Source organism: Saccharothrix sp. HUAS TT1 (assembly GCF_040744945.1).
Taxonomy (GTDB): Bacteria; Actinomycetota; Actinomycetes; order Mycobacteriales; family Pseudonocardiaceae; genus Actinosynnema.
Genome location: NZ_CP160453.1, coordinates 7,576,428 through 7,595,936, shown reverse-complemented (window position 1 = coordinate 7,595,936; position 19,509 = coordinate 7,576,428). Strand labels below are relative to the sequence as shown.

General features: G+C 73.1%; 18 protein-coding genes. 11 read left to right on the top strand and 7 right to left on the bottom strand.

Annotated features, from left to right (window positions below):
- Position 1: 1 nt before the first annotated feature.
- The 3 genes from AB0F89_RS33245 to AB0F89_RS33235 all read left to right on the top strand — a co-directional run bounded on the left by AB0F89_RS33245 (position 2) and on the right by AB0F89_RS33235 (position 5,504).
- The gene (locus AB0F89_RS33245) at positions 2 to 1,411 is read left to right on the top strand and encodes a GH1 family beta-glucosidase (RefSeq protein WP_367139101.1); all 1,410 of its coding nucleotides are present in this window, start codon (positions 2 to 4) and stop codon (positions 1,409 to 1,411) included.
- Complete coding sequence (locus AB0F89_RS33240) at positions 1,408 to 2,439, top strand: LacI family DNA-binding transcriptional regulator (protein ID WP_367129775.1); 1,032 nt, start codon at positions 1,408 to 1,410, stop codon at positions 2,437 to 2,439. The genes AB0F89_RS33245 and AB0F89_RS33240 overlap by 4 nt, the downstream gene beginning before the upstream one ends.
- A 350-nt stretch (positions 2,440 to 2,789) precedes the next feature.
- A complete protein-coding gene (locus AB0F89_RS33235) occupies positions 2,790 to 5,504 on the top strand; it encodes a cellulose binding domain-containing protein (RefSeq protein ID WP_367129773.1) in 2,715 nt (904 codons plus the stop codon).
- Here AB0F89_RS33235 and AB0F89_RS33230 read toward each other — a convergent pair.
- The 3 genes from AB0F89_RS33230 to AB0F89_RS33220 form a co-directional block, all read right to left on the bottom strand.
- Complete coding sequence (locus AB0F89_RS33230) at positions 5,501 to 5,782, bottom strand: lipopolysaccharide assembly LapA domain-containing protein (protein ID WP_367139099.1); 282 nt, start codon at positions 5,780 to 5,782, stop codon at positions 5,501 to 5,503. The two genes, AB0F89_RS33235 and AB0F89_RS33230, sit on opposite strands and share 4 nt — an antisense overlap.
- Positions 5,783 to 5,944: 162 nt before the next feature.
- Positions 5,945 to 8,617: an XRE family transcriptional regulator gene (locus AB0F89_RS33225; RefSeq protein WP_367129771.1), complete on the bottom strand. Its 2,673-nt coding sequence runs from the start codon at positions 8,615 to 8,617 to the stop codon at positions 5,945 to 5,947.
- A 391-nt stretch (positions 8,618 to 9,008) separates the two neighbouring features.
- A complete protein-coding gene (locus AB0F89_RS33220) occupies positions 9,009 to 10,181 on the bottom strand; it encodes an ROK family protein (protein WP_367129769.1) in 1,173 nt (390 codons plus the stop codon).
- A 61-nt stretch (positions 10,182 to 10,242) separates the two neighbouring features.
- Here AB0F89_RS33220 and xylA point away from each other — a divergent pair, with 61 nt between their 5' ends.
- A complete protein-coding gene (gene xylA / locus AB0F89_RS33215; protein ID WP_367129767.1) occupies positions 10,243 to 11,379 on the top strand; it encodes a xylose isomerase in 1,137 nt (378 codons plus the stop codon).
- Positions 11,379 to 12,758 carry a xylulokinase gene (locus tag AB0F89_RS33210; RefSeq protein WP_367129765.1) on the top strand — a complete coding sequence of 460 codons (1,380 nt, stop codon included), beginning with the start codon at positions 11,379 to 11,381 and terminating at the stop codon, positions 12,756 to 12,758. The genes xylA and AB0F89_RS33210 overlap by 1 nt, the downstream gene beginning before the upstream one ends.
- Positions 12,759 to 12,761: 3 nt before the next feature.
- Here AB0F89_RS33210 and AB0F89_RS33205 read toward each other — a convergent pair whose 3' ends face one another.
- Positions 12,762 to 13,751 (bottom strand): aminoglycoside phosphotransferase family protein, encoded by a 990-nt coding sequence (locus AB0F89_RS33205; RefSeq protein WP_367129763.1) that lies wholly within the window; start codon positions 13,749 to 13,751, stop codon positions 12,762 to 12,764.
- A 54-nt stretch (positions 13,752 to 13,805) separates the two neighbouring features.
- Between AB0F89_RS33205 and AB0F89_RS33200 the strand changes: the two genes are divergently transcribed.
- Positions 13,806 to 14,417, top strand: a complete 612-nt coding sequence (locus AB0F89_RS33200) for a flavodoxin family protein (RefSeq protein ID WP_367129761.1) — start codon at positions 13,806 to 13,808, stop codon at positions 14,415 to 14,417.
- Between the two features lie 34 nt (positions 14,418 to 14,451).
- On the opposite strand, the gene AB0F89_RS33195 is transcribed toward AB0F89_RS33200, so the two are convergent.
- Positions 14,452 to 15,240, bottom strand: coding sequence for a ZIP family metal transporter (locus tag AB0F89_RS33195; protein WP_367139097.1), 789 nt, complete (start codon positions 15,238 to 15,240; stop codon positions 14,452 to 14,454).
- On the opposite strand from AB0F89_RS33195, the gene AB0F89_RS33190 reads away from it, so the two are divergent.
- Entirely contained in the window at positions 15,239 to 16,243 is a 1,005-nt protein-coding gene (locus tag AB0F89_RS33190; RefSeq protein WP_367129759.1) for an NAD-dependent epimerase/dehydratase family protein, read from the top strand. The two genes, AB0F89_RS33195 and AB0F89_RS33190, sit on opposite strands and share 2 nt — an antisense overlap.
- A gap of 62 nt (positions 16,244 to 16,305) precedes the next feature.
- Here the strand turns inward: AB0F89_RS33190 and AB0F89_RS33185 are convergent, their stop codons facing one another.
- Entirely contained in the window at positions 16,306 to 16,542 is a 237-nt protein-coding gene (locus AB0F89_RS33185; RefSeq protein ID WP_367129757.1) for a DUF6480 family protein, read from the bottom strand.
- 76 nt (positions 16,543 to 16,618) lie between these two features.
- Between AB0F89_RS33185 and AB0F89_RS33180 the strand changes: the two genes are divergently transcribed.
- From AB0F89_RS33180 to AB0F89_RS33165, 4 genes are read left to right on the top strand one after another with little or no spacing between them, the layout of a single operon-like run.
- The gene (locus AB0F89_RS33180) at positions 16,619 to 17,188 is read left to right on the top strand and encodes a nucleotidyltransferase (protein ID WP_367129756.1); all 570 of its coding nucleotides are present in this window, start codon (positions 16,619 to 16,621) and stop codon (positions 17,186 to 17,188) included.
- Positions 17,188 to 17,436, top strand: coding sequence for a BON domain-containing protein (locus tag AB0F89_RS33175; protein WP_367129754.1), 249 nt, complete (start codon positions 17,188 to 17,190; stop codon positions 17,434 to 17,436). The genes AB0F89_RS33180 and AB0F89_RS33175 overlap by 1 nt, the downstream gene beginning before the upstream one ends.
- Positions 17,433 to 18,161, top strand: coding sequence for a metallophosphoesterase (locus AB0F89_RS33170; RefSeq protein WP_367129752.1), 729 nt, complete (start codon positions 17,433 to 17,435; stop codon positions 18,159 to 18,161). The genes AB0F89_RS33175 and AB0F89_RS33170 overlap by 4 nt, the downstream gene beginning before the upstream one ends.
- Positions 18,162 to 18,165: 4 nt before the next feature.
- Positions 18,166 to 18,657, top strand: a complete 492-nt coding sequence (locus AB0F89_RS33165) for a hypothetical protein (RefSeq protein ID WP_367129750.1) — start codon at positions 18,166 to 18,168, stop codon at positions 18,655 to 18,657.
- A 276-nt stretch (positions 18,658 to 18,933) separates the two neighbouring features.
- Here the strand turns inward: AB0F89_RS33165 and AB0F89_RS33160 are convergent, their stop codons facing one another.
- Complete coding sequence (locus tag AB0F89_RS33160) at positions 18,934 to 19,452, bottom strand: SRPBCC family protein (RefSeq protein WP_367129749.1); 519 nt, start codon at positions 19,450 to 19,452, stop codon at positions 18,934 to 18,936.
- Between the last annotated feature and the right edge of the window lie 57 nt (positions 19,453 to 19,509).

Below are 19,509 nucleotides of genomic sequence, written 5' to 3'. Positions count from 1 at the left end.
GATTTCCTTTCCCGAGGGATTCGTGTGGGGCGCCGCGACCGCGGCGTTCCAGATCGAAGGCGCGACCACCGCGGACGGTCGCACCGCGTCCATCTGGGACACGTTCTGCAAGACGCCGGGCGCGGTCGTCGGCGGTGACACCGGTGACCCCGCCGCCGACCACTACAACCGCGTCGACGAAGACGTCCAGCTGATGGTCGACCTCGGCATTCAGGCCTACCGGTTCTCCACGGCGTGGCCGCGCATCCGCCCCGACGCGGGCCCGGTGAACCAGGCCGGCCTGGACTTCTACTCCCGGCTGGTCGACAAGCTGCTCGAGAACAACATCACCCCGTGGCTGACCCTCTACCACTGGGACCTCCCGCAGACCCTGGAGGACCAGGGCGGTTGGGCCAACCGCGACACCGCGTACCGCTTCGCGGAGTACGCCGAGTCGGTCGTCGGCGCCCTGGGCGACCGGGTGGACAGCTGGACCACGCTCAACGAGCCGTGGTGCTCGTCGCTGCTCAGCTACGCCGCCGGCGTGCACGCGCCCGGCCGCCAGGAGCCGGAGGCCGCCGTCGCGGCCGTGCACCACCTGCTGCTGGCCCACGGTCTGGCCACCGCGGCGATCCGGGAGCAGGCGCCGACCGCCAAGGTCGGCATCACGCTCAACATGTACCCGATCATCCCGGCGAACCCGGAGGACCCGGCCGACGTCGACGCCGCCCGCCGGCTCGACGGCCTGCAGAACCGGATCTTCCTCGACCCGCTGTTCAAGGGCGAGTACCCGGCCGACATCGTGGAGGACCTGGAGCCTTACGGCTTCTCGAAGCACATCCGCGAGAACGACCTGGAGATCATCTCCGCGCCGCTGGACCAGCTGGGCGTCAACTACTACGCCGAGCACTTCGTCAGCGGCACCCCGGAACAGGGGGAGCCGGAAGCACCGGTCCAGACCAACGGGCGTCGCCCGACCGGGTCACCCTGGGTCGGCGCGGAGCACGTCTCGTTCCCGAGCCGCGGCCTGCCGCGCACGGACATGGACTGGGAGGTGCAGCCGGACGGCCTGTTCAAGGTGCTCAAGCGGGTGCACGACGACTACCCCAGCATCCCGCTGTACGTGACCGAGAACGGCGCGGCCTACGTCGACTCCATCAACGACGACGGCTCCATCCACGACCCGGAGCGCCTTGGTTACATCGAGTCGCACCTCAGGGCGGCTCATGCGGCCATCGAGGCGGGTGTGGACCTGCGTGGTTACTTCGCGTGGTCGCTGATGGACAACTTCGAGTGGGCCGAGGGATACGCCAAGCGGTTCGGGATCGTGCATGTCGACTACGAGACCCAGGTGCGGACGCCTAAGATGAGTGCCATGTGGTACTCGCAGGTTGCCCGTGGCAACGCTCTCGCAGCGACGGTCGCTCCGTGACAGATGCCGTTGACCCCCCCAAGGCGCGACGACCCAACACCCGGCTCGAGGAGGTCGCCCGTGCAGCCGGGGTGTCGAAGTCGACCGTCTCCCGGGTGATCAACGGCGAGCCGTACGTCAGCTCCCGGGCGCGCGAGGCCGTGCACCAGGCCATCGGCAAGCTCGGGTACAGCCCCAACCAGGCGGCCCGCACGCTCGCCGGCAGCCGGGCGAACTGCATCGCCCTGGTCGTCTCCGAGCAGGGCAGCCGGGTGCTGGCCGACCCGTTCTTCGCCGGTGTGCTGCGCGGTGTGCACGCCGAGCTCGCGGGCAAGCGGGTCCAGCTCGTCCTCATGATGAGCAAGGAGGGCGACGAGCAGGACCTGGTCAACTACCTCTGCGGCGGCCACGTGGACGGGGTGCTGGTGATCAGCCTGCACGGCCAGGACCCGCTACCCCGCACGCTCGCCGACGCGGGCCTGCCGACCGTCGTCGGCGGCAGGCCCCTTGGCGCCGGTGGCGTGCCCTATGTGGACTCGGACAACTTCAACGGCGCCATGGAGGCGGCCCGCTACCTGGTCTCGCGGGGCCGCAAGCGGATCGCCACCATCGCCGGTCCGCGGGACATGGCGGTCGGCATGGACCGCCTGTCCGGCTGGAAGCGGGGGTTGAGCCAGGCCAGGCTCGACACCGACCTCGTGGCGTACGGCGACTTCACCCCGGAGAGCGGCGCGGTCGCCATGGCCGACCTGCTCAAGCGGGCGCCGGACCTGGACGCGGTGTTCGTCGGCGCGGACATCATGGCGCTGGGCGCGTTGCAGACCCTGCACGCGCACGGCAAGAAGGTGCCCGACGACGTGGCCGTGGTCGGGTTCGACGACCTGATGATCGCCTCCACCGCGGTGCCGCCGCTGACCACGATCCGGCAGGACGTGGAGCAGCTGGGGCGCACGATGACGTGGCGGCTGATGGCGGAGCTGGCCGGCGAGGAGAACCTGCCGCCGTTCCTGCTCCTGCCGACCGCGATGGTCTCCCGTTCGAGCGCCTGACGCCGGACTCGCGGAACCTGTCGGGACCCGGGCCGCGGCCTGGGTCCCGACTCGTTTCGAAGCGATTCGACGTTCCGTTCGACCGGTTCGATGATCACGCTGCGCACTTCACCCGGATAGCTCAGCGCTGACCCTTGCCGTCAACCGATCGGCCTGGCTACGGTCCAACCCTGCCCTATCTGGGAGCGCTCCCAGACAGGCGTCCCGAAGACCTGGGGGGAGGCGGACCACTCTCGCCCACCGCCTCCTCCCACCCGCGCAAAGGAGCGCAGCACGATGGCCCGACGCAGCACCCCCACGGCGGCAGCCGGCCGACCGGCCGCCTCCGGCGCGCGTCCGGGGGAGCGGCGATGAGGCGGCTCCTGGCGCTGACCACCGCGGCCGTCGCCGCCCTGGGCGTCGTGCTGGTGACGGCCGCGGCCAGCCCCGCTTCGCAGCCCACCGCCGCCGCCGCGGTGCCCACCCAGCCGCACAACTGGCGCAACGTCGAGATCGCCGGCGGCGGGTTCGTGCCGGGCATCGTGTTCAGCCCCGCCGAGAAGGACCTCGTCTACGCCCGCACCGACATCGGCGGCGCGTACCGGTGGGACCAGGCCACCGGCCGCTGGCTCCCGCTGCTGGACTGGGTCGGCTGGGACCGGTGGGGCTACAACGGCGTGGCGAGCATCGCCCCGGACCCGGGCAACGCCGACAAGGTCTACGCCGCCGTCGGCATGTACACCAACAGCTGGGACCCGAACAACGGCGCGATCCTGCGCTCGGCGGACCGCGGCCGGACCTGGCAGCGCACCGAGCTGCCGTTCAAGCTCGGCGGCAACATGCCCGGTCGCGGCATGGGGGAGAGGCTGTCGGTCGACCCCAACGACGGCCGGGTGCTGTACTTCGGCGCGCCCAGCGGCAAGGGCCTGTGGCGCAGCGCGGACAGCGGTATCACGTGGTCTCAGGTGGCGAGCTTCCCCAACCCGGGCGACTACGTCGCCGACCCGAACGACCCCAACGGCTACGGCAACGACGTCCAGGGCGTCGTCTGGGTGACCTACGACCCGCGGTCCTCGACGGCGGGCAGCCCCACGAAGACGATCTACGTCGGCGTCGCCGACAAGGAGAACACGGTCTACCGCAGCACGGACGCGGGCGCGACGTGGACCCGGCTGGCCGGTCAGCCCACCGGTTACATCGCGCACAAGGGCGTGCTGGACACCGAGGGCGGCTTCCTCTACCTGGCCACCAGCGACACCGGCGGCCCGTACGACGGCGGCAAGGGCGACGTCTGGAAGCACGACACCGCGACCGGCGCGTGGACCCGGATCAGCCCCGTCCCGTCCGACAGCGCCGACGACTACTTCGGCTACAGCGGCCTGACGATCGACCGGCAGGACCCGGGCACGCTGATGGTCGCCACCCAGATCTCCTGGTGGCCGGACATCATCATCTTCCGCAGCACGGACGGCGGCGCGACGTGGACGCGGGCCTGGGACTTCACCAGCTACCCGAACCGCAGTTTCCGGTACAAGATGGACATCAGCTCCTCGCCGTGGCTGAGCTGGGGCGCGAACCCGCAGCCGCCGGAGGTCACCCCGAAGCTGGGCTGGATGGTCGAGTCGCTGGAGATCGACCCGTTCGACTCCGACCGGATGATGTACGGCACCGGCGCGACCGTCTACGGCACGACGGACCTGACGAAGTGGGACGACGGCGGCCAGATCACGATCAGGCCGACCGCCGCGGGGCTGGAGGAGACCGCGGTGCTCGACCTGATCAGCCCGCCCGCGGGCGCGCCGCTGATCAGCGGTCTGGGCGACATCGGCGGGTTCCGGCACGACGACCTGGCCCGGGTGCCGGCGATGATGTTCCAGCAGCCGAACTTCACCTCGACCACCAGCCTGGACTTCGCCGAGGCGAACCCGTCCGTCGTGGTGCGGTCCGGCAACGTCGACGGCGCGGCGCACGTGGCGTTCTCCACCGACGGCGGCGGCAACTGGTTCGCGGGCGGCGAGCCGGCCGGCGTCACCGGTGGCGGCACGGTCGCGGCGGCGGCCGACGGCAGCCGGTTCGTGTGGAGCCCGGCCGGCGCGGCGGTGCACCACTCGGTCGGCTTCGGCAACTCGTGGGCCCCGTCGTCCGGCATCCCGGCGGGCGCCGTGGTCGAGTCCGACCGGGTGAACCCGCTCAAGTTCTACGGCCTGGCGGGCGGCACGGTCTACGTCAGCACGGACGGCGGCGCGACGTTCACCGCCGGCGCCACCGCCGACGCGACCAAGCTGCACGCGACACCGGGGCACGAGGGCCACGTCTGGCTGGTCGGCGAGGGCGGCCTGTTCCGCTCGACCGACTCGGGCCGGACGGCCGCCGCCCTGGCCGGGGTGACCTCCGGCGTCAACATCGGCTTCGGCAAGCCCGCGTTGGAGAAGACCTACCCCGCGCTGTACGCGGTGCTGACTGTCGAGGGCCGGACCGGCGTCTACCGGTCCGACGACGAGGCCGGGCGCTGGGTCCGCGTCAACGACGACGCCCACCAGTACGGGAACATGGGCGAGGCGATCACCGGCGACCCGCGCGTCTACGGCCGCGTCTACCTGGGCACGAACGGCCGGGGCATCCTCGTCGCCGAGCCGAGCGGCGACCCCGGCAACACGAGTTCCCACACGCACCCCACGGACACGTCGCCGACGGGCACGACCACGACGACGACCACCACGACCACCACTACGACGACGCGGACCACCGTCACCGACCAGCCGCCACCCGGCTGCTCGGTCCGGTACCGGGTCGTCAGCCAGTGGGGAGGTGGCTTCACCGGCTCGGTGAAGATCACCAACACGGGCGCCACGTCCCTCACGGGGTGGGGCCTGCGCTGGACGTTCCCGAACGGCCAGCAGATCACCAACAGCTGGAACGGCAAGGCGTCACAGACGGGCGCCGCCGTGACGGTGGACAACGAGGGCTGGAACAGGACCATCGGAGCGGGTGGCTCGGTGGACTTCGGGTTCCAGGCGAGCTGGCAGGGCAGCAACGTCGCGCCCACCGGCTTCTCGCTGAACGGCAGGACCTGTTCCGCTGCCTAGCGCAGCCCTCGTTTGGCCTGGCGGCGCAGCTGCATTATCCGGGCTGCGCCGACCAGGGCCACCACGATCGCCCCGGCGATCGCCGCGAACAGCAGCGCCACGCCCAGCGGCAGCGTGCCCTCCGCGCCGAAGAAGTGGATCGTGGCGCCGGCGAGGTTCTGCAGGATGAACACCAGCAGCACGATCAGCACCACGATCGAGGCCAGCACCGCGACCCACGTGCCGCTGATCCTGGTCGGCTTCAGCTTGGGCCGGTCCGCCTCGCCGACCGGCGGCAGCGGTTCGACCGCGTTCGGCCCGACGCCGCGCGGACCCGCCGGCGGCGCACCCACCGGCGGCGGACCGTCCGGGAACGGGGGAACGGGCAGCGCTTCGGTCCGGTCGTCGTCACGCGGCGTGGTCACGTCGGAATTATCCGCCTGCTCGGCGCGGGCCGCCAATCAACCGCACGGGCGGCGGTACTCCAGCGCGCCGACCGCGCCGACGTACTGCTGCCACTCCTCGCGCGTGATGTGCGTCCGCACGTCGTCGCACATGGCCCGCACCGCCCGGTCGAAGTCGAACTCCCAGGACCGCGTCGTGCCGTTGGACCTGTGGGTGACCACGTTGTCCCTGGTGTCGCCGAACGACACCCGGTAGACGCCCTCGGTCAGGCCGTTGATCCGACCCAGCTCGACCGGCGCGCCCCGGTCCGACACGTCCCACAGGGCCACCTTGTCCTGCGTGCCGACGGTGGCCAGCGCGGTGCCGTCGCTGCGGAACCCCAGGGTCTGGACCGGTCCCCGGTGCGCCTTCCCGGTCCACGTCTCCCGCGGCGCGGCCGGGTCGGACAGGTCGAGCAGCCGGACGTCGCCGTGCGCGCCGCCGATCGCGATGGCGCGGTGGTCGTTCGACAGGGCGACCGAGGTGACGTCCAGGTCGGTGTCGAGCTGGACCAGCGCCCTCGGCAGCGCGAGGTCGGCCAGGTCCCACAGCCGCACCACGCCCATGTCGTCGTGCGTCGCGACGACCTCGCCGTCCGCGCTGTGCGCCACGCCGGTGACCGGGCGCGAGTGGCCGGGCAGGCGCGACCGCTCGACCGGCCGGTCCGGGTCCGACCAGTCCCACACCACGACGTCGCGGGCGTTGGACACGGTGATCAGGTTGCGGGCGCGGGCCGGGTCGAACGCGATCACGTCCACCGGGAAGGGGAACGTGTGCACGACGTCGGCGGCCGCGTCGGTGACGTCCCAGACCTTGGCCACCTTGCCGACCAGGGTGGTGGCGAACGCCCGGCCGGCGTCGTCGGTCGCGATCGAGGTGACGGTCTCGTCGGCCGGCCCCAGCGCCCGGGTGTTCGGCTGCGGCACGCCGTCGGGGCTGAGCGCCTGGGCGGACGCGAACGCCGTCCGCTCCGCGGTGTTCTGCGCGCTCGTCGCGCGGGCGCTGAGCACGCCGTCGCGGGTCTCGTCGGTCGGGTTGAGGTAGTGCGCGGCGATGGTCAGCTGGTCGGCCAGCCGCGGCTCGCTGCTGCGCAGGCCCTGCGCCTGGTTGGCGACGTAGTAGGCGGCCGACGACCGCCAGCCCTCCGCGGCCTCGTTCTGCGCCTTGATCGCGAGCACCACGGCGGTGCCCGCGAACACCAGCAGCACCGCCAGCAGCGCCACGAGCTGGCGCAACCGGCGGGTGCGGCGGTGCGCGAGCAGCCGCTCCCGATCCCGGGCCGACCGGCTCTCGGCCAGGAAGTCGCGCTCCTGGGCGCTGGTGCGCACGCCGTCGCGCTGCGTCCACTCGATCGCGGTGTCCAGCCGCGTGCCCCGGTACAGCGCGTCCGGGTCGCGGCCGAGCGAGTCCCAGGTGGCCGCGGCCTCGGTGAGCCGGCGCATGGTGCGCAGCCCCTCGCGGTCCTCGGCGAGCCAGCCGCGCAGCCGCGGCCAGGACCGGATCAACGCCTCGTGCGCGATCTCGACGCTGTCGCGGTCCAGGGTGAGCAGCCGGGCGTGGGCCAGCCGGTCGAGCACCACGTCGACGTCCACGTCGTGGTCCAGCTCGGCCCGCGGCAGCCGCCGCTTGGTGTCCTCGGTGCCGTCGCCGAGCGCGGTGAGCCGCAGGAACACCTGCCGCGCCAGCACCCGCTGGTGGCGTTCGAGCGAGGTGTAGGTGCGCTCGGCGGTCTGCGCGATGGCGTGCTGGACGCCGCCCGCGGCCTCGTAGCCGGCCAGCGTCAGCGTGGTGCCGCGGCGGCGTCGCCAGGTCTCCAGCAGCGCGTGCGACATCAGCGGCAGCACACCGGGCTGGCCGGTGGCGTCCGCGATGAGCCGGGACACCAGCGCGGTCTCGACCGTGCACGACGCCTTCACGGCGGGCTGCATGATGACCTGGCGCAGCTCCTCGGGGCCCATCGGCCCGAGCAGCATCTGACCGTCGGTCAGCGCCCGCACCAGCGCCGGGTGCTGCGCGCAGTGCTCGTAGAAGTCGGCCCGGACGCCGACCACGACCTTGCAGCGGGCGGTCAGCAGCGCGTCGACGTAGGACGCGCGCTGGTCGGCGTCCGGCCACAGCGTGAAGACCTCTTCGAACTGGTCCACGATCAGCAGGTCGACGTCGAGGTCCGGCGCGCCGGTGTCGCTGGGCGTGGTGACCACGACCCGGCCGGTCAGCCGGGGCACCAGGCCCGCCCGCAGCAGTGACGACTTGCCCGCGCCGGACGCGCCGAACACGGCGACGAACCGGCGTTGCGCGATGCGGTGCTCCAGGTCGTCCAGCAGCTGGTCGCGGCCGAAGAACCACTCGGCGTCGGCGGTGCCGTAGGCGGCCAGGCCCGCGTACGGCGGGTGGCCCTCCTCCGGGCCGGGCTCGGCGGTGGGCAGCACCTCGGCGGCGACCTGCCGCCACCGGTCCTCCCACTCGGTCACGTCGCCCTCGCAGGCGCGCACGTACGCCAGCGTCACGGCGAGGGTGGGCAGCTTGCGCCCGCCGGCCGCGTCCGACAGCGTCGTCGCCGAGTAGTGGGCCCGCGCGCCCAGCTGCCGGTAGCTGTGCCCGCCCGCCCGGTCCCGCAGCGACCTGAGGTCCGCGGCGAACCTGAGCAGCGGGCTGTCGCCGACGTCCAACGGGCGCTCTCCACGCGGCACCGGTCCACCCCCTGGCAGTCTCAGCACGATTGTCCGCACCGACAACGTGGCGTCCAGGCTGTCAGACGAGCGCCTGCGGCGCGTCCGCTTCCAGCGGGCGCATTCGGGTGAAGAGGGGCCGTGTTCAGGGGTGTCGCGACTCTCCGTGGTCGAGTGCGTGCGGAGGGTCCCGGCGCAGGTCGTCGGCGGTGTCCGGGTGCACCTGACCGCCGGCCACCGGGCCTTACCCACCACTCGCTCCTGGCCGCCCTGAACGCAGAACTCGGGGTACCTGAGCGTTCGACTCGCGGCACCTGAACGTACGACTCGCGCGAGAGTCCTACGTTCAGGACGCGCGAGTCGAACGCTCACGTGCCGCGAGTCGAACGTTCGGGATGGGTGAGTTCAACGTTCAGGACAGGGCGGACGTCACGTAGGGGTCGGGGTCGGCGAGGATCGCGCGGACGGCGGTGGTGGCGGCGCCCCGGACGGCGGCCTCCGCGCCGAGCGACGAGGCGACCACTCGGACGGGTGACCACTCGGCGCTGACCACGCGGCGGTCCAGCTCGGCGTGCAGCGCCTCCCGCAGCCACGGCTCCAGCCGGGCGTAGGTGCCGCCGAGCACGACCGTCGGCAGGTCCAGCAGGTTCACCGCCCCGGACAGCGCCACGCCCAGCCACCGCGCCGCCGCGCGCACCGCCGTCGTCGCCGCCCGGTCACCCGCCGCCAACCGCGCCAGCAGCTCGTCCACCCCGGTCACGCCCGCCGCGCGCACGATCTCGTCCTGCCCGGCCAGCCGCTCCAAGCACCCGCGCGACCCGCACGCGCACCGCGGCCCGCGAGGGTCGACCGACAGGTGCCCGATCTCGCCGCCGAACCCGGACACGCCCTCGAACAGCGCACCGCCCACCACGATGCCCGCGCCGATGCCGATCTCGCCGGAGATGTGCAGGAAGTCCGCCGCGACGTCCCCGTGCCACAGCTCGGCCAGCGCGGCCAGGTTCGCCTCGTTGCCGACCAGCACCGGCACGTCCAGCGCCAGCCGCCTGGTCAGCTCGCCGCGCACGTCCACCTCGCGCCACCCCAGGTTCGGCGCGACCCGCAGCGACCCGCCCGCCACCTCCACCAGGCCCGGCACGGCCACGCCGACCCCGCCGATCGGCACGTCCTGCTTCGCCGCCGTCCGCACCGCCGCCGCCACCTTGGCCAGCACGCGGGCGGGCGATGAGGCACGGTTGTCACTGGGCCGGACCCACCGCGCCCGCACCTGCCCGGTCAGGTCGACCAGGCACGTGGCCAGGTAGTCGACCCCGATCTCCACGCCGAGCCCGTGCGGCCCGGTGGGCGACAGGTGCAGCGCCGTGCCGCGCCGGCCGGGACCGGACCTGGCCTGCGCCTCGCCCTCGGCGACGAGCCCGGCGCCGATCATCCGGTCGACCAGGCTCGACACGGTCGCCTTGGTCAGCCCGGTCCGGGCGGCCACGGCGGCGCGCGACGACCCGGCCGCCTCGGCGATGGCGTCGAGCACCAGGGCGGAGTTGTGCCGTCGCACGGTGTGCTGGCCCGCGGGCTGTGGTCTGGACACCACTGGATACTAGCGGCTGAGTGCGATAAGTTCAGGCATCAAACTTATTGGAGGTGCCCTCGTGGACAAGTTCAGCTTCGGCCTGTGGACGGTCGGCTGGCAGGGACGCGACCCGTTCGGCGACGCGACCCGCCCCGTGCTGGACGCGCCGCTGGCGGTGCGCAAGCTCTCGGAACTCGGTGCGTGGGGCATCACGTTCCACGACGACGACCTGTTCCCCTTCGGCGCGGACTCGGCCGAGGTCGGCAAGCGGGTCTCCGCGTTCCGCGCGGCGTTGGACGAGACCGGCATGGTCGTGCCCATGGTGACCACCAACCTGTTCACCCACCCGGTGTTCAAGGACGGCGGCTTCACCAGCAACGACCGCTCGGTGCGCCGGTTCGCGCTGCGCAAGGTGCTGCGCAACCTGGAGCTGGCGGCCGAGCTCGGCGCCGAGACCATCGTGATGTGGGGCGGCCGTGAAGGCTCCGAGGTCGACGCGGGCAAGCCCGTGCACGCCGCCCTCGACCGCTACCGCGAGGCCGTCGACACGGTCGCGCAGCACTCGGTCGACCAGGGCTACGGCTTCCGCTTCGCGCTGGAGCCCAAGCCGAACGAGCCCCGCGGCGACATCCTGCTGCCCACGATCGGCCACGCGCTGGCGTTTATCTCGACGCTGGAGCACCACGAGCTGGTCGGCGTGAACCCCGAGGTCGGCCACGAGCAGATGGCGGGCCTCAACTTCGTGCACGGCATCGGCCAGGCGCTGTGGCAGGGCAAGCTGTTCCACATCGACCTCAACGGCCAGAAGGGCCCGCGCTACGACCAGGACTTCGTGTTCGGCCAGGGCGACCTGCTGTCCGCGTTCTTCCTGGTCGACCTGCTGGAGCACGGCGGCTACGAGGGCCCGCGGCACTTCGACTACAAGCCGCTGCGCACCGAGGACCTGGACGGCGTGTGGGCCAGCGCCGCGGCCAACATGCGCACCTACCAGCTGCTGCGCGAGCGGGCGACGGCGTTCCGCGCCGACCCCGAGGTGCAGGAGGCGCTGAAGGCCAGCGGCGTGTACGAGCTGGCCGAGCCCACGCTCGACGAGGGCGAGTCGATCGCGGACTTCCTCAAGGGCGAGGACTTCGACCCGGACGCGGCCGCCGAGCGCGGCTTCGGGTTCGTGCGCCTGGCCCAGCTGGCGACCGAGCACCTGTTGGGCGCGCGCTGATGGCGCTCGTCGCGGGCGTCGACTCGTCCACCCAGTCCTGCAAGGTGGTGGTGCGCGACGCGGACACCGGCGCCCTTGTGCGGCAAGGGCGCGCGACGCACCCGACGGGCACCGAGGTGCACCCCGCCGCGTGGTGGGACGCCCTCCAGGCGGCCATCGCCGACGCGGGCGGCCTGGACGACGTGGCCGCCGTGTCGGTGGCCGCGCAGCAGCACGGCATGGTCGTGCTGGACGAGTCCGGCGAGGTGGTCCGGCCGGCGCTGCTGTGGAACGACACCCGTTCCGCGACGGCGGCGGCCGACCTCACCGCGGAGCTGGGCGGTCCGGACGAGTGGGCCGCGGCGATCGGCAGCGTCCCGGTCGCCTCGCTGACCGTGACCAAGCTCCGGTGGCTGGCGGACAACGAGCCCGAGTCGGTGGCCCGGGCGGCGGCCGTGTGCCTGCCGCACGACTGGCTGACCTGGAAGCTGGCCGGCGGCACGTCGCCGGCCGACCTCACCACCGACCGCAGCGACGCCAGCGGCACGGGTTACTGGTCGCCGTCCACAGAGGACTACCGACCGGACCTGCTGGAGCTGGCGCTGGGCAAGGTCGTCGCGCTGCCGCGGGTGCTCGGCCCGGCGGAACTGGTCGGCGGCCGGTTCGGCGCGGGCGCGGGCGACAACGCGGGCGCGGCCCTGGGCGTGCAGGCGCAGCCGGGTGACGTGGTGGTGTCGATCGGCACGTCCGGCACGGCGTTCGCGCGCTGGCCGAACCCCGTCGCCGACGGCACCGGCACCGTCAACGGGTTCGCCGACGCCGAGGGCGGCCACCTGCCGCTGGTGTGCACCCTCAACGCGTCACGGGTGCTCAGCGCGACGTCGTCGGTGCTCGGGGTGGACCTGGCCGACCTGTCGGACCTGGCCCTGAGGGCGCCCGCGGGCGCCGACGGGCTGGTGTTCGTGCCCTACCTGGAGGGGGAGCGGACGCCGAACAAGCCGGACTCCACCGGCGCGCTGCACGGCCTGCGGCTGGACACGATGACCCCGGCGCACCTGGCGCGCGCCGCGGTCGAGGGCCTGCTGTGCAGCCTCGCCGACGCGATCGACGCGTTGGTGGCGCTGGGCCTGCCGGTGTCCCGGGTGCTGCTGATCGGCGGCGGGGCGCGGATGCCCGCCGTGCAGCGGCTCGCGCCCGCGGTGTTCGGCTGCCCGGTCGTGGTGCCGTCGCCGAGCGAGTACGTGGCCGACGGCGCGGCCAGGCAGGCCGCGTGGGCGGTCGGCGGCGCGGACGCGCCGCCGCTGTGGTCGGAGCTGGCGTCGACCTCGGTCGAGGCCGACCCGACCCCGTGGGTGCGGGACCGCTACGCCGCCGCGCGTGAGCTGACCGTCGACCGCTGACCGTCACCACCTGCTGAAGGGGCGCCTCCGGCCGCGGAGGCGCCCCTTCTCCTGTTCGGCGTCTGCCAGGACTTCCCCGATGACGTGCCGCTGCTCGGCCGCCCGCGCCTCGTCGTCGGTCCCGGCCAGGGTGATGAGGGCCTTCCACAGCGCCCAGCCGCGGGCCCGCGCCCACGTCGCGCCGTCCAGCCCGAGCGCGTCGCGGAACGCCTCCCGGCTGTCGGCGTCGAACATCGTGTACGCGATCACCAGGTCGCAGGCCGGGTCGCCGACCCCGGACGTGCCGAAGTCGATCACCGCGGCCAGCTCCCCGCCGTCGACCAGCAGGTTCCCGTGCGCGATGTCGCCGTGGAACCACACCGGCGGCCCGGACCAGGCGGGCGCGCTCAGGGCGTCCTCCCACACGGCGGCGGCTCGTGCGGTGCCGATGCGGCCTTCGAGAGCGGCGAGGGCGCGCCGCGTCCCGTCGTCGTAGTGGGCGGGTGGCGCGCCCCGGTAGAAGCTGTGCGCGCCCGCCGCCGGGCCGCCCGTCGCGTCGACCCGCTGGAGGGCGAGGACGAAGGCGGCGATCGACCGGGCGAACGCGGTCAGGTCCCCGACGCGGCCCGGCGTCGCCGTGCGGCCGTCCAGCCAGCGGCGGACCGACCAGTGGAACGGGTAGCCCTCGGCCGGGACGCCCAGCGCCAGCGACACGGGCACCGGAACCGGCAGGCGGGGCGCGAGGACCGGCAGCCACCGGTGCTCCTTGGCCACGGCGGGCGCGTAGCCCTCGGCGGTCGGCAGCCGCACGGACAGGTGATCGCCCAGGCGGTAGGTGCGGTTGTCCCACCCGTCGACCTCGACCGGCGTCACCGGCAGGCCGCGCCACCGCGGGAACTGGCTCGCGACCAGGCGTCCGACCAGCGCGGCGTCGATGCCCGCGCGGCCGTCGGGGTGCGGCACGTCGACCATGGCCGCGAGCCTGGCGACCCCCGAGCGGTTGGTGCAACGCATTTTCGGGGGCTTCGGGGGTACTCCGGGGTTCTGCCGGATGTGGAGGTACCGATCATGAGGGCCGTCGTGCTCAACTGCTCGTTGAAGAAGTCGCCCGCGCCGTCGAACACGCAGTTGCTGGCCGACGTCGTGGTGAAGGCGCTGGAGCAGCGTGACGTCGAGGTGCGGACGTTCCGGGTGGTGGACCACGAGGTGCCGCCGGGGGTCGTCACCGACCTGGGGGAGGGCGACGAGTGGCCGCAGCTCCACGATGAGCTGCTGAACGCGGAGATCCTGGTCGTCGCCACGCCCACGTGGGTGGGGCACCCGTCGTCCATCGCGCAGCGGGTGATCGAGCGGATGGACGCGATGATCTCCGAGCAGGACTCCGAGGGCAGGCCGGTCGCGTACAACCGGGTGGCGGGCGTGGTGGTGACCGGCAACGAGGACGGCGCGCACCACGTGATCAGCGAGGTGTGCGGCGCGCTCGGGGACATCGGCTACACCATCCCCGGCCAGGCGTGGACGTACTGGAACATGGGCCCCGGGCCGGGCCCGGAGTACTCGGACACCGTGCACGGGCACCAGTGGTCCAAGAGCACGGGCGAGGCGATGGCGGCCAACCTCCACGCGGTGGCCACGGCGCTGGCCAAGTCCCCGATCCCCGCGCCGCCGTCAGGCGACTGACCGCGACTTCCGGCCGCCGGCCGAGCAGGCCCGGTCAGGCGTGGGACAGGGCGAAGGCGCTCAGGAAACCCGCCACCGTCACCAGGCCGACCAGCAGGTGCGCGTCGTCGAACGCCTCCGGGATCATCGTGTCCGCCACCATGGACAGGATCGCGCCGCCCGCGAACGCGGTGATCCCGGCGAGCCACTGGGGTGGGGCGTCGGCCAGCAGGCCGTAGCCCGCCATCGCGGCCAGGCCGCTGATCAGGGCGATCGCCGTCCACAGGCCGAACACGTACCGGCGCGACCGGCCGGCGCGGCGCATGCCCGCGGCGGACGAGAGGCCTTCCGGCACGTTGCTGATGAACACCGCCGCGACGGTCACCGCGCTGACCCCGCCGCCCGCCAGCAGGCTCGCGCCGATCACCACCGACTCGGGGATGCCGTCCAGCAGCGCGCCGACCGCGATCGCCGTGCCCGAACCGGTCTGCTCGGACTCCGACGGCTGCTGCCCGCCCGAGCGCTTCCGGTGCCGCGCGCCGCGCTTGGCCAGCGCCACGTTCGCCGCCGTGTAGACCAGCGCCCCGAGCGCGGCGCCCAGCGCCGTCGGCAGCAGTCCGCCCTGCTCGTGGGCCTCGTCGATCAGCTCGAACGACACCGCCGACATCAGCACGCCGCTGCCGAACCCCATCACCGCGGCCACCACACCGCGAGGCACCCGCAAGAGGTAGCCCACGAGCGCGCCCACCAGCAGCGCGGACCCCGCCAGCAAGCCCCAACCCGCCGCCTCGAACACCCGGCCTCCCCGTGTCGCACCCGTCCCGCGCGGGTACCCGACCGCCATGAGGATCGTCGTCACCGGCGGCACCGGCAATCTGGGCACCGCCCTGCTGCGCCGTCTCGCCGACGAACCGGGCACCACCGCGCACGGCATCTCCCGACGTCACCCCGCCGACGAACCGCCCTACGACGTCCCGTGGACACCGGTCGACATCAGCCGGGAAGGGGCGGAGGAACCGCTCGCCGAGGTCTTCCGCGGCGCGGACGCGGTCGTGCACCTGGCCTGGCTCATCCAGCCCGGCCACGACGAGCGCCTGCTCTACCGGACCAACGTCGTCGGCAGCGACCGCGTGTTCGCCGCCGCCGCGAAGGCGGGCGTCCCGCACCTGGTGCACATGTCGTCCGTCGGCGCCTACTCGCCCGCGGCGAAGGACCACACCGTGGACGAGAGCTGGCCGACCGACGGCCTGGTGAACTCCTACTACAGCCGGCACAAGGCCGCCGTCGAGCACCTGCTCGACCAGGTGGAGCGCGACCACCCGGAGCTGACCGTCACCCGCGTCCGCCCCGGCCTGGTGCTCCAGCCGGAGGCCGCCGCCGAGATCAAGCGCTACTTCCTCGGCCCGCTGGTCCCGCACGCCCTGTTCCGGGTGAAGCTGCCGGTCCTGCCCCTGCCGAGGGCGATGGCGCTGCAGTTCGTGCACGCCGACGACGTGGCCGACGCCGTCGCGAAGATCCTCGCCACCCGGGCCGGGGGAGCGTTCAACCTGGTCTCCGACCCGGTGATGACGCCGCGGGTGCTGGCCGAGGTGATGGGCGCCCGGCACGTCCCGATCCCGCCGGCCGTCCTGCGCACCGCCGCGCGGGTCAGCTGGCGCCTGCGCCTGCAACCCACCTCGCCCGGGTGGGTCGACCTGGCCCTCACCACGCCGCTGCTCGACGCGACCAAGGCGTTCACCCGACTGGGCTGGTCGCCCCGGCACAGCTCCCGCGACGCGCTCAAGCAGCTCCTCGACGGGCTCGGCCGCAAGGAAGGCTTCCGGCCGAGCCCGCCGCTGAAGCCCTGAGCGTGAAGCCCTGAGCACCGGAGCCGTGAGCCCTGAAGCCCCGGGCGTCGGCGCCGCGGCCCTCAGAACAGCTTGCTCCAGTTCATCACCTCCGCGACCACGAACGCCAAGGTCAGCAGCGTGATGACCAGCACCGCCACCAGCGTGATGATCGGACCGCGCCGGGACGGCATGGGCTGCGGGTGGGACAGGCCGGAGGTCTGGCCGGAGTCGGGCGGCGTCTCACCGGGCGCGACCCCGCCACCGGGTTCCAGGCCGGGCGTGCGGGCCGGGTCCGGGTCGGGCGGTGTGGCAGTCATGCCGACTGGGCTACCCCATGCGGGCGGTGCTACCCGTGCCGTGTGAAGAACCGGCCACCTGGGTAGTCACCACGGCATGAGCGGTGTCCAGAACGAGCTGCTGCGCACGTTGACCAAAGTGGCCAAGGCCCTGCGCTCGCACGACATCCCGTTCGCGTTGGCGGGCGGGTGTGCGGTGTACGCCAGAGGTGGGCCCGCGACCGAGCACGACGTGGACATCCTGGTCCGCGAGGAAGACGCGACCGAGGCGGTGAGGGCGCTCGTCGAGGCGGGCATGCGCGCCGCCACGCCGCCCGAGGACTGGTTGTTGAAGGCGTACGACGGCGACCTGCTGGTCGACCTGCTGTTCCGGCCGAACGAGGTGCCGGTCACCGACGAGACGCTGGCCCGCGCCGAGGAGCTGCAGGTCGGCTCGGTGGTGCTGCCGGTGATGCCCGCGACCGAGGTGATGATCGGGAAGTTGCTGGTCCTGGACGGGCACCGCTGCGACTTCAGCGAGCTGCTGCCGTTCGCCCGCGCGCTGCGCGAGCAGATCGACTGGGACAAGGTGCGGGGGGCCACCAAGCACTCGCCGTACGCCGAGGCGTTCCTCGTGCTGGTCGAACGCCTGGAACTGTTGCCGACCCCGTTGACCAGGAGCGCGTGATGACCGCAGAGCAGTACCTCTCCGCCCGGCTGCGCCAGGCGCTGGCCGAGGACCCGCGCACCACCGAGCTGGGCGTGCGGGTGACGGTGCGCGGCGACACCGTGCTGCTGTCCGGCGACGTCGCCAGCCCGGAGCGCCGCGCCGAGCTGGAGGCGGTGATCCACGACGTGGCGCCGGAGTTGAAGGTGCTCGATGACGTGAAGGTCGTGCCGTCCGACGCGCCGGTCGGCCGAGAGGAGATCCGATGATCCGCATCGCCGCGGTCGGTGACGTGCACCTGGGAGAAGACGCGCGCGGGCGGATGCGGCCCGCGCTCGACCAGCTGGGCGACTGCGCCGACGTGCTGCTGCTGGCCGGCGACCTGACCCGGCACGGCACGGTGTCCGAGGCGCGGGTGGTGGCCGACGAGTTCGGCGGGCTGCCGGTGCCGGTGGTCGCCGTGCTGGGCAACCACGACCACCACGACGACAAGCCGGACGAGGTCACGGCCGTGCTGCGGGACGCCGGGCTCACCGTGCTGGAGGGCGAGACCACCACGATCAGCGTGGACGGCCACACGCTGGGCGTGGCCGGGGTGAAGGGCTTCGGCGGCGGGTTCGCGGGCAAGTGCGGCAGCGCGTTCGGCGAGCCGGAGATGAAGGCGTTCATCCGGCACACCACCGAGATCGCCCACTCGCTCGACGGCGCGCTGGGCAGCCTCGACACCGACGTGAAGGTCGCGCTGACGCACTACTCGCCGGTGCCCGACACGTTGCGCGGCGAGCCGGCGGAGATCTACCCGTTCCTCGGCTCGTACCTGCTGGGCGAGGCGATCGACGCGAACGGGACGACCCTGGCGGTGCACGGGCACGCGCACTTCGGGACCGAGCACGGCATGACGCCGGGCGGGGTGCGGGTGCGGAACGTGGCACAACCCGTGATCCGATCCGCATACACCGTCTACTGCGTGGAACCCGCCGTAGTGGAGGTGTGACCGCATGGACGAGGAACCGAGGACCGAAGGACCGTCCGTGGTGTGGGCCGGACCGCCGGACGCCCCGGCGGTGGTCGTGCTCGACCCGGCCGGTGTGGGCAGGCACGGCGACCTGCCCGGCACGTGGCGCCCGCTGACGGAGCACCTGCAGGTCATGTGGTGCCGGCTGCCCGCGACGGACGAGCCGTGGCGCGAGGCGGACGAGGTGCTGTCCGAGTTCGCCGACCGCGCGGTGCCCGTGCACCTGGTGGCCGGCGCGGCGGCGGGCGCGGAGGTGGGCGAGCTGATCCGGCGGCACGAGGACCTGATCAGCTCCGCCCAGACCTTCGCCGCCCCCGTGCCGCTGGGGCACCCGGAGGTGGTGCTGGAGGTGCTGCGCGAGCTGCTGGCCCAGGACGTGGACGGCGGTTCCCCGAAGGGCCCGCTGCTCGGCGACGACGCCTCGGACCTGCGCCGCTCGGTAACCCAGCTGTTCGAGCGGTTGAAGGACGGCTAGGCAGGACGGCCGGCGGGACCGCCCCGGAGCACGACCGCGAAAGGCCCGCGAACCACCCGGTTCGCGGGCCTTTCGCACGACCGACGCGGCCGACGCGACCAGACGAGCGCGGGCCACCACCGGGGAGCGCGTGGTTCCCGCACACGAAAATCCCCGCGGGTCGTAACCCGCGGGGATCTCGCTCAACTACTCAACTGCCGTCCACTGGCGGCCTCGGATCGGGGATCGGCGGAGCCGTTCGGCTCCGCCCCCTCGGCCCCGGGACCACCGGCGCGCTCATCGCAGGGCGTCACCGGGACGGCCGCCGTCGGGCAGGTCGTGGCGCGTCTCGCCGGCCTGCGGCGGGCGGCTCACGTCGCCGCGCCACGCACCGGTCTCCGCACCCCGCCCCTCGATGAACTCCTTGAACCGCTCCAGGTCACCGGACACGCGGTGGCCGACCAGGCCGATCGCCGCACCCGCCTTCTCGGTGAGCGTCTGCGGGTCGTACTCCATCTGCACGTGGACCCGGGTCCGGTGGTCGTCGAGCCGGTGGAAGGTCACCACACCACCCTGCGGCGGGCCGTCGACGGTGTGCCAGGCCACCCGCTCGTCCGGGTGCTGCTCGGTGATCTCCGCGTCGAACTCGCGCTCGACCCCGCCGATCTTCGTCACCCAGTGGGTCCGCGTGGGCGTCACCTGGGTGATGCGCTCGACGCCTTCCATGAAGTGCGGGAACGACTCGAACTGCGTCCACTGGTTGTACGCGGTCGTGACCGGGACCTCGACGTCCACGGACTTCTCGATCGTCGTCACTGCAAACAACCTCTCCTCGGAAATCGAGTTCGAACCTCGGATACCCCTTCATCCGGT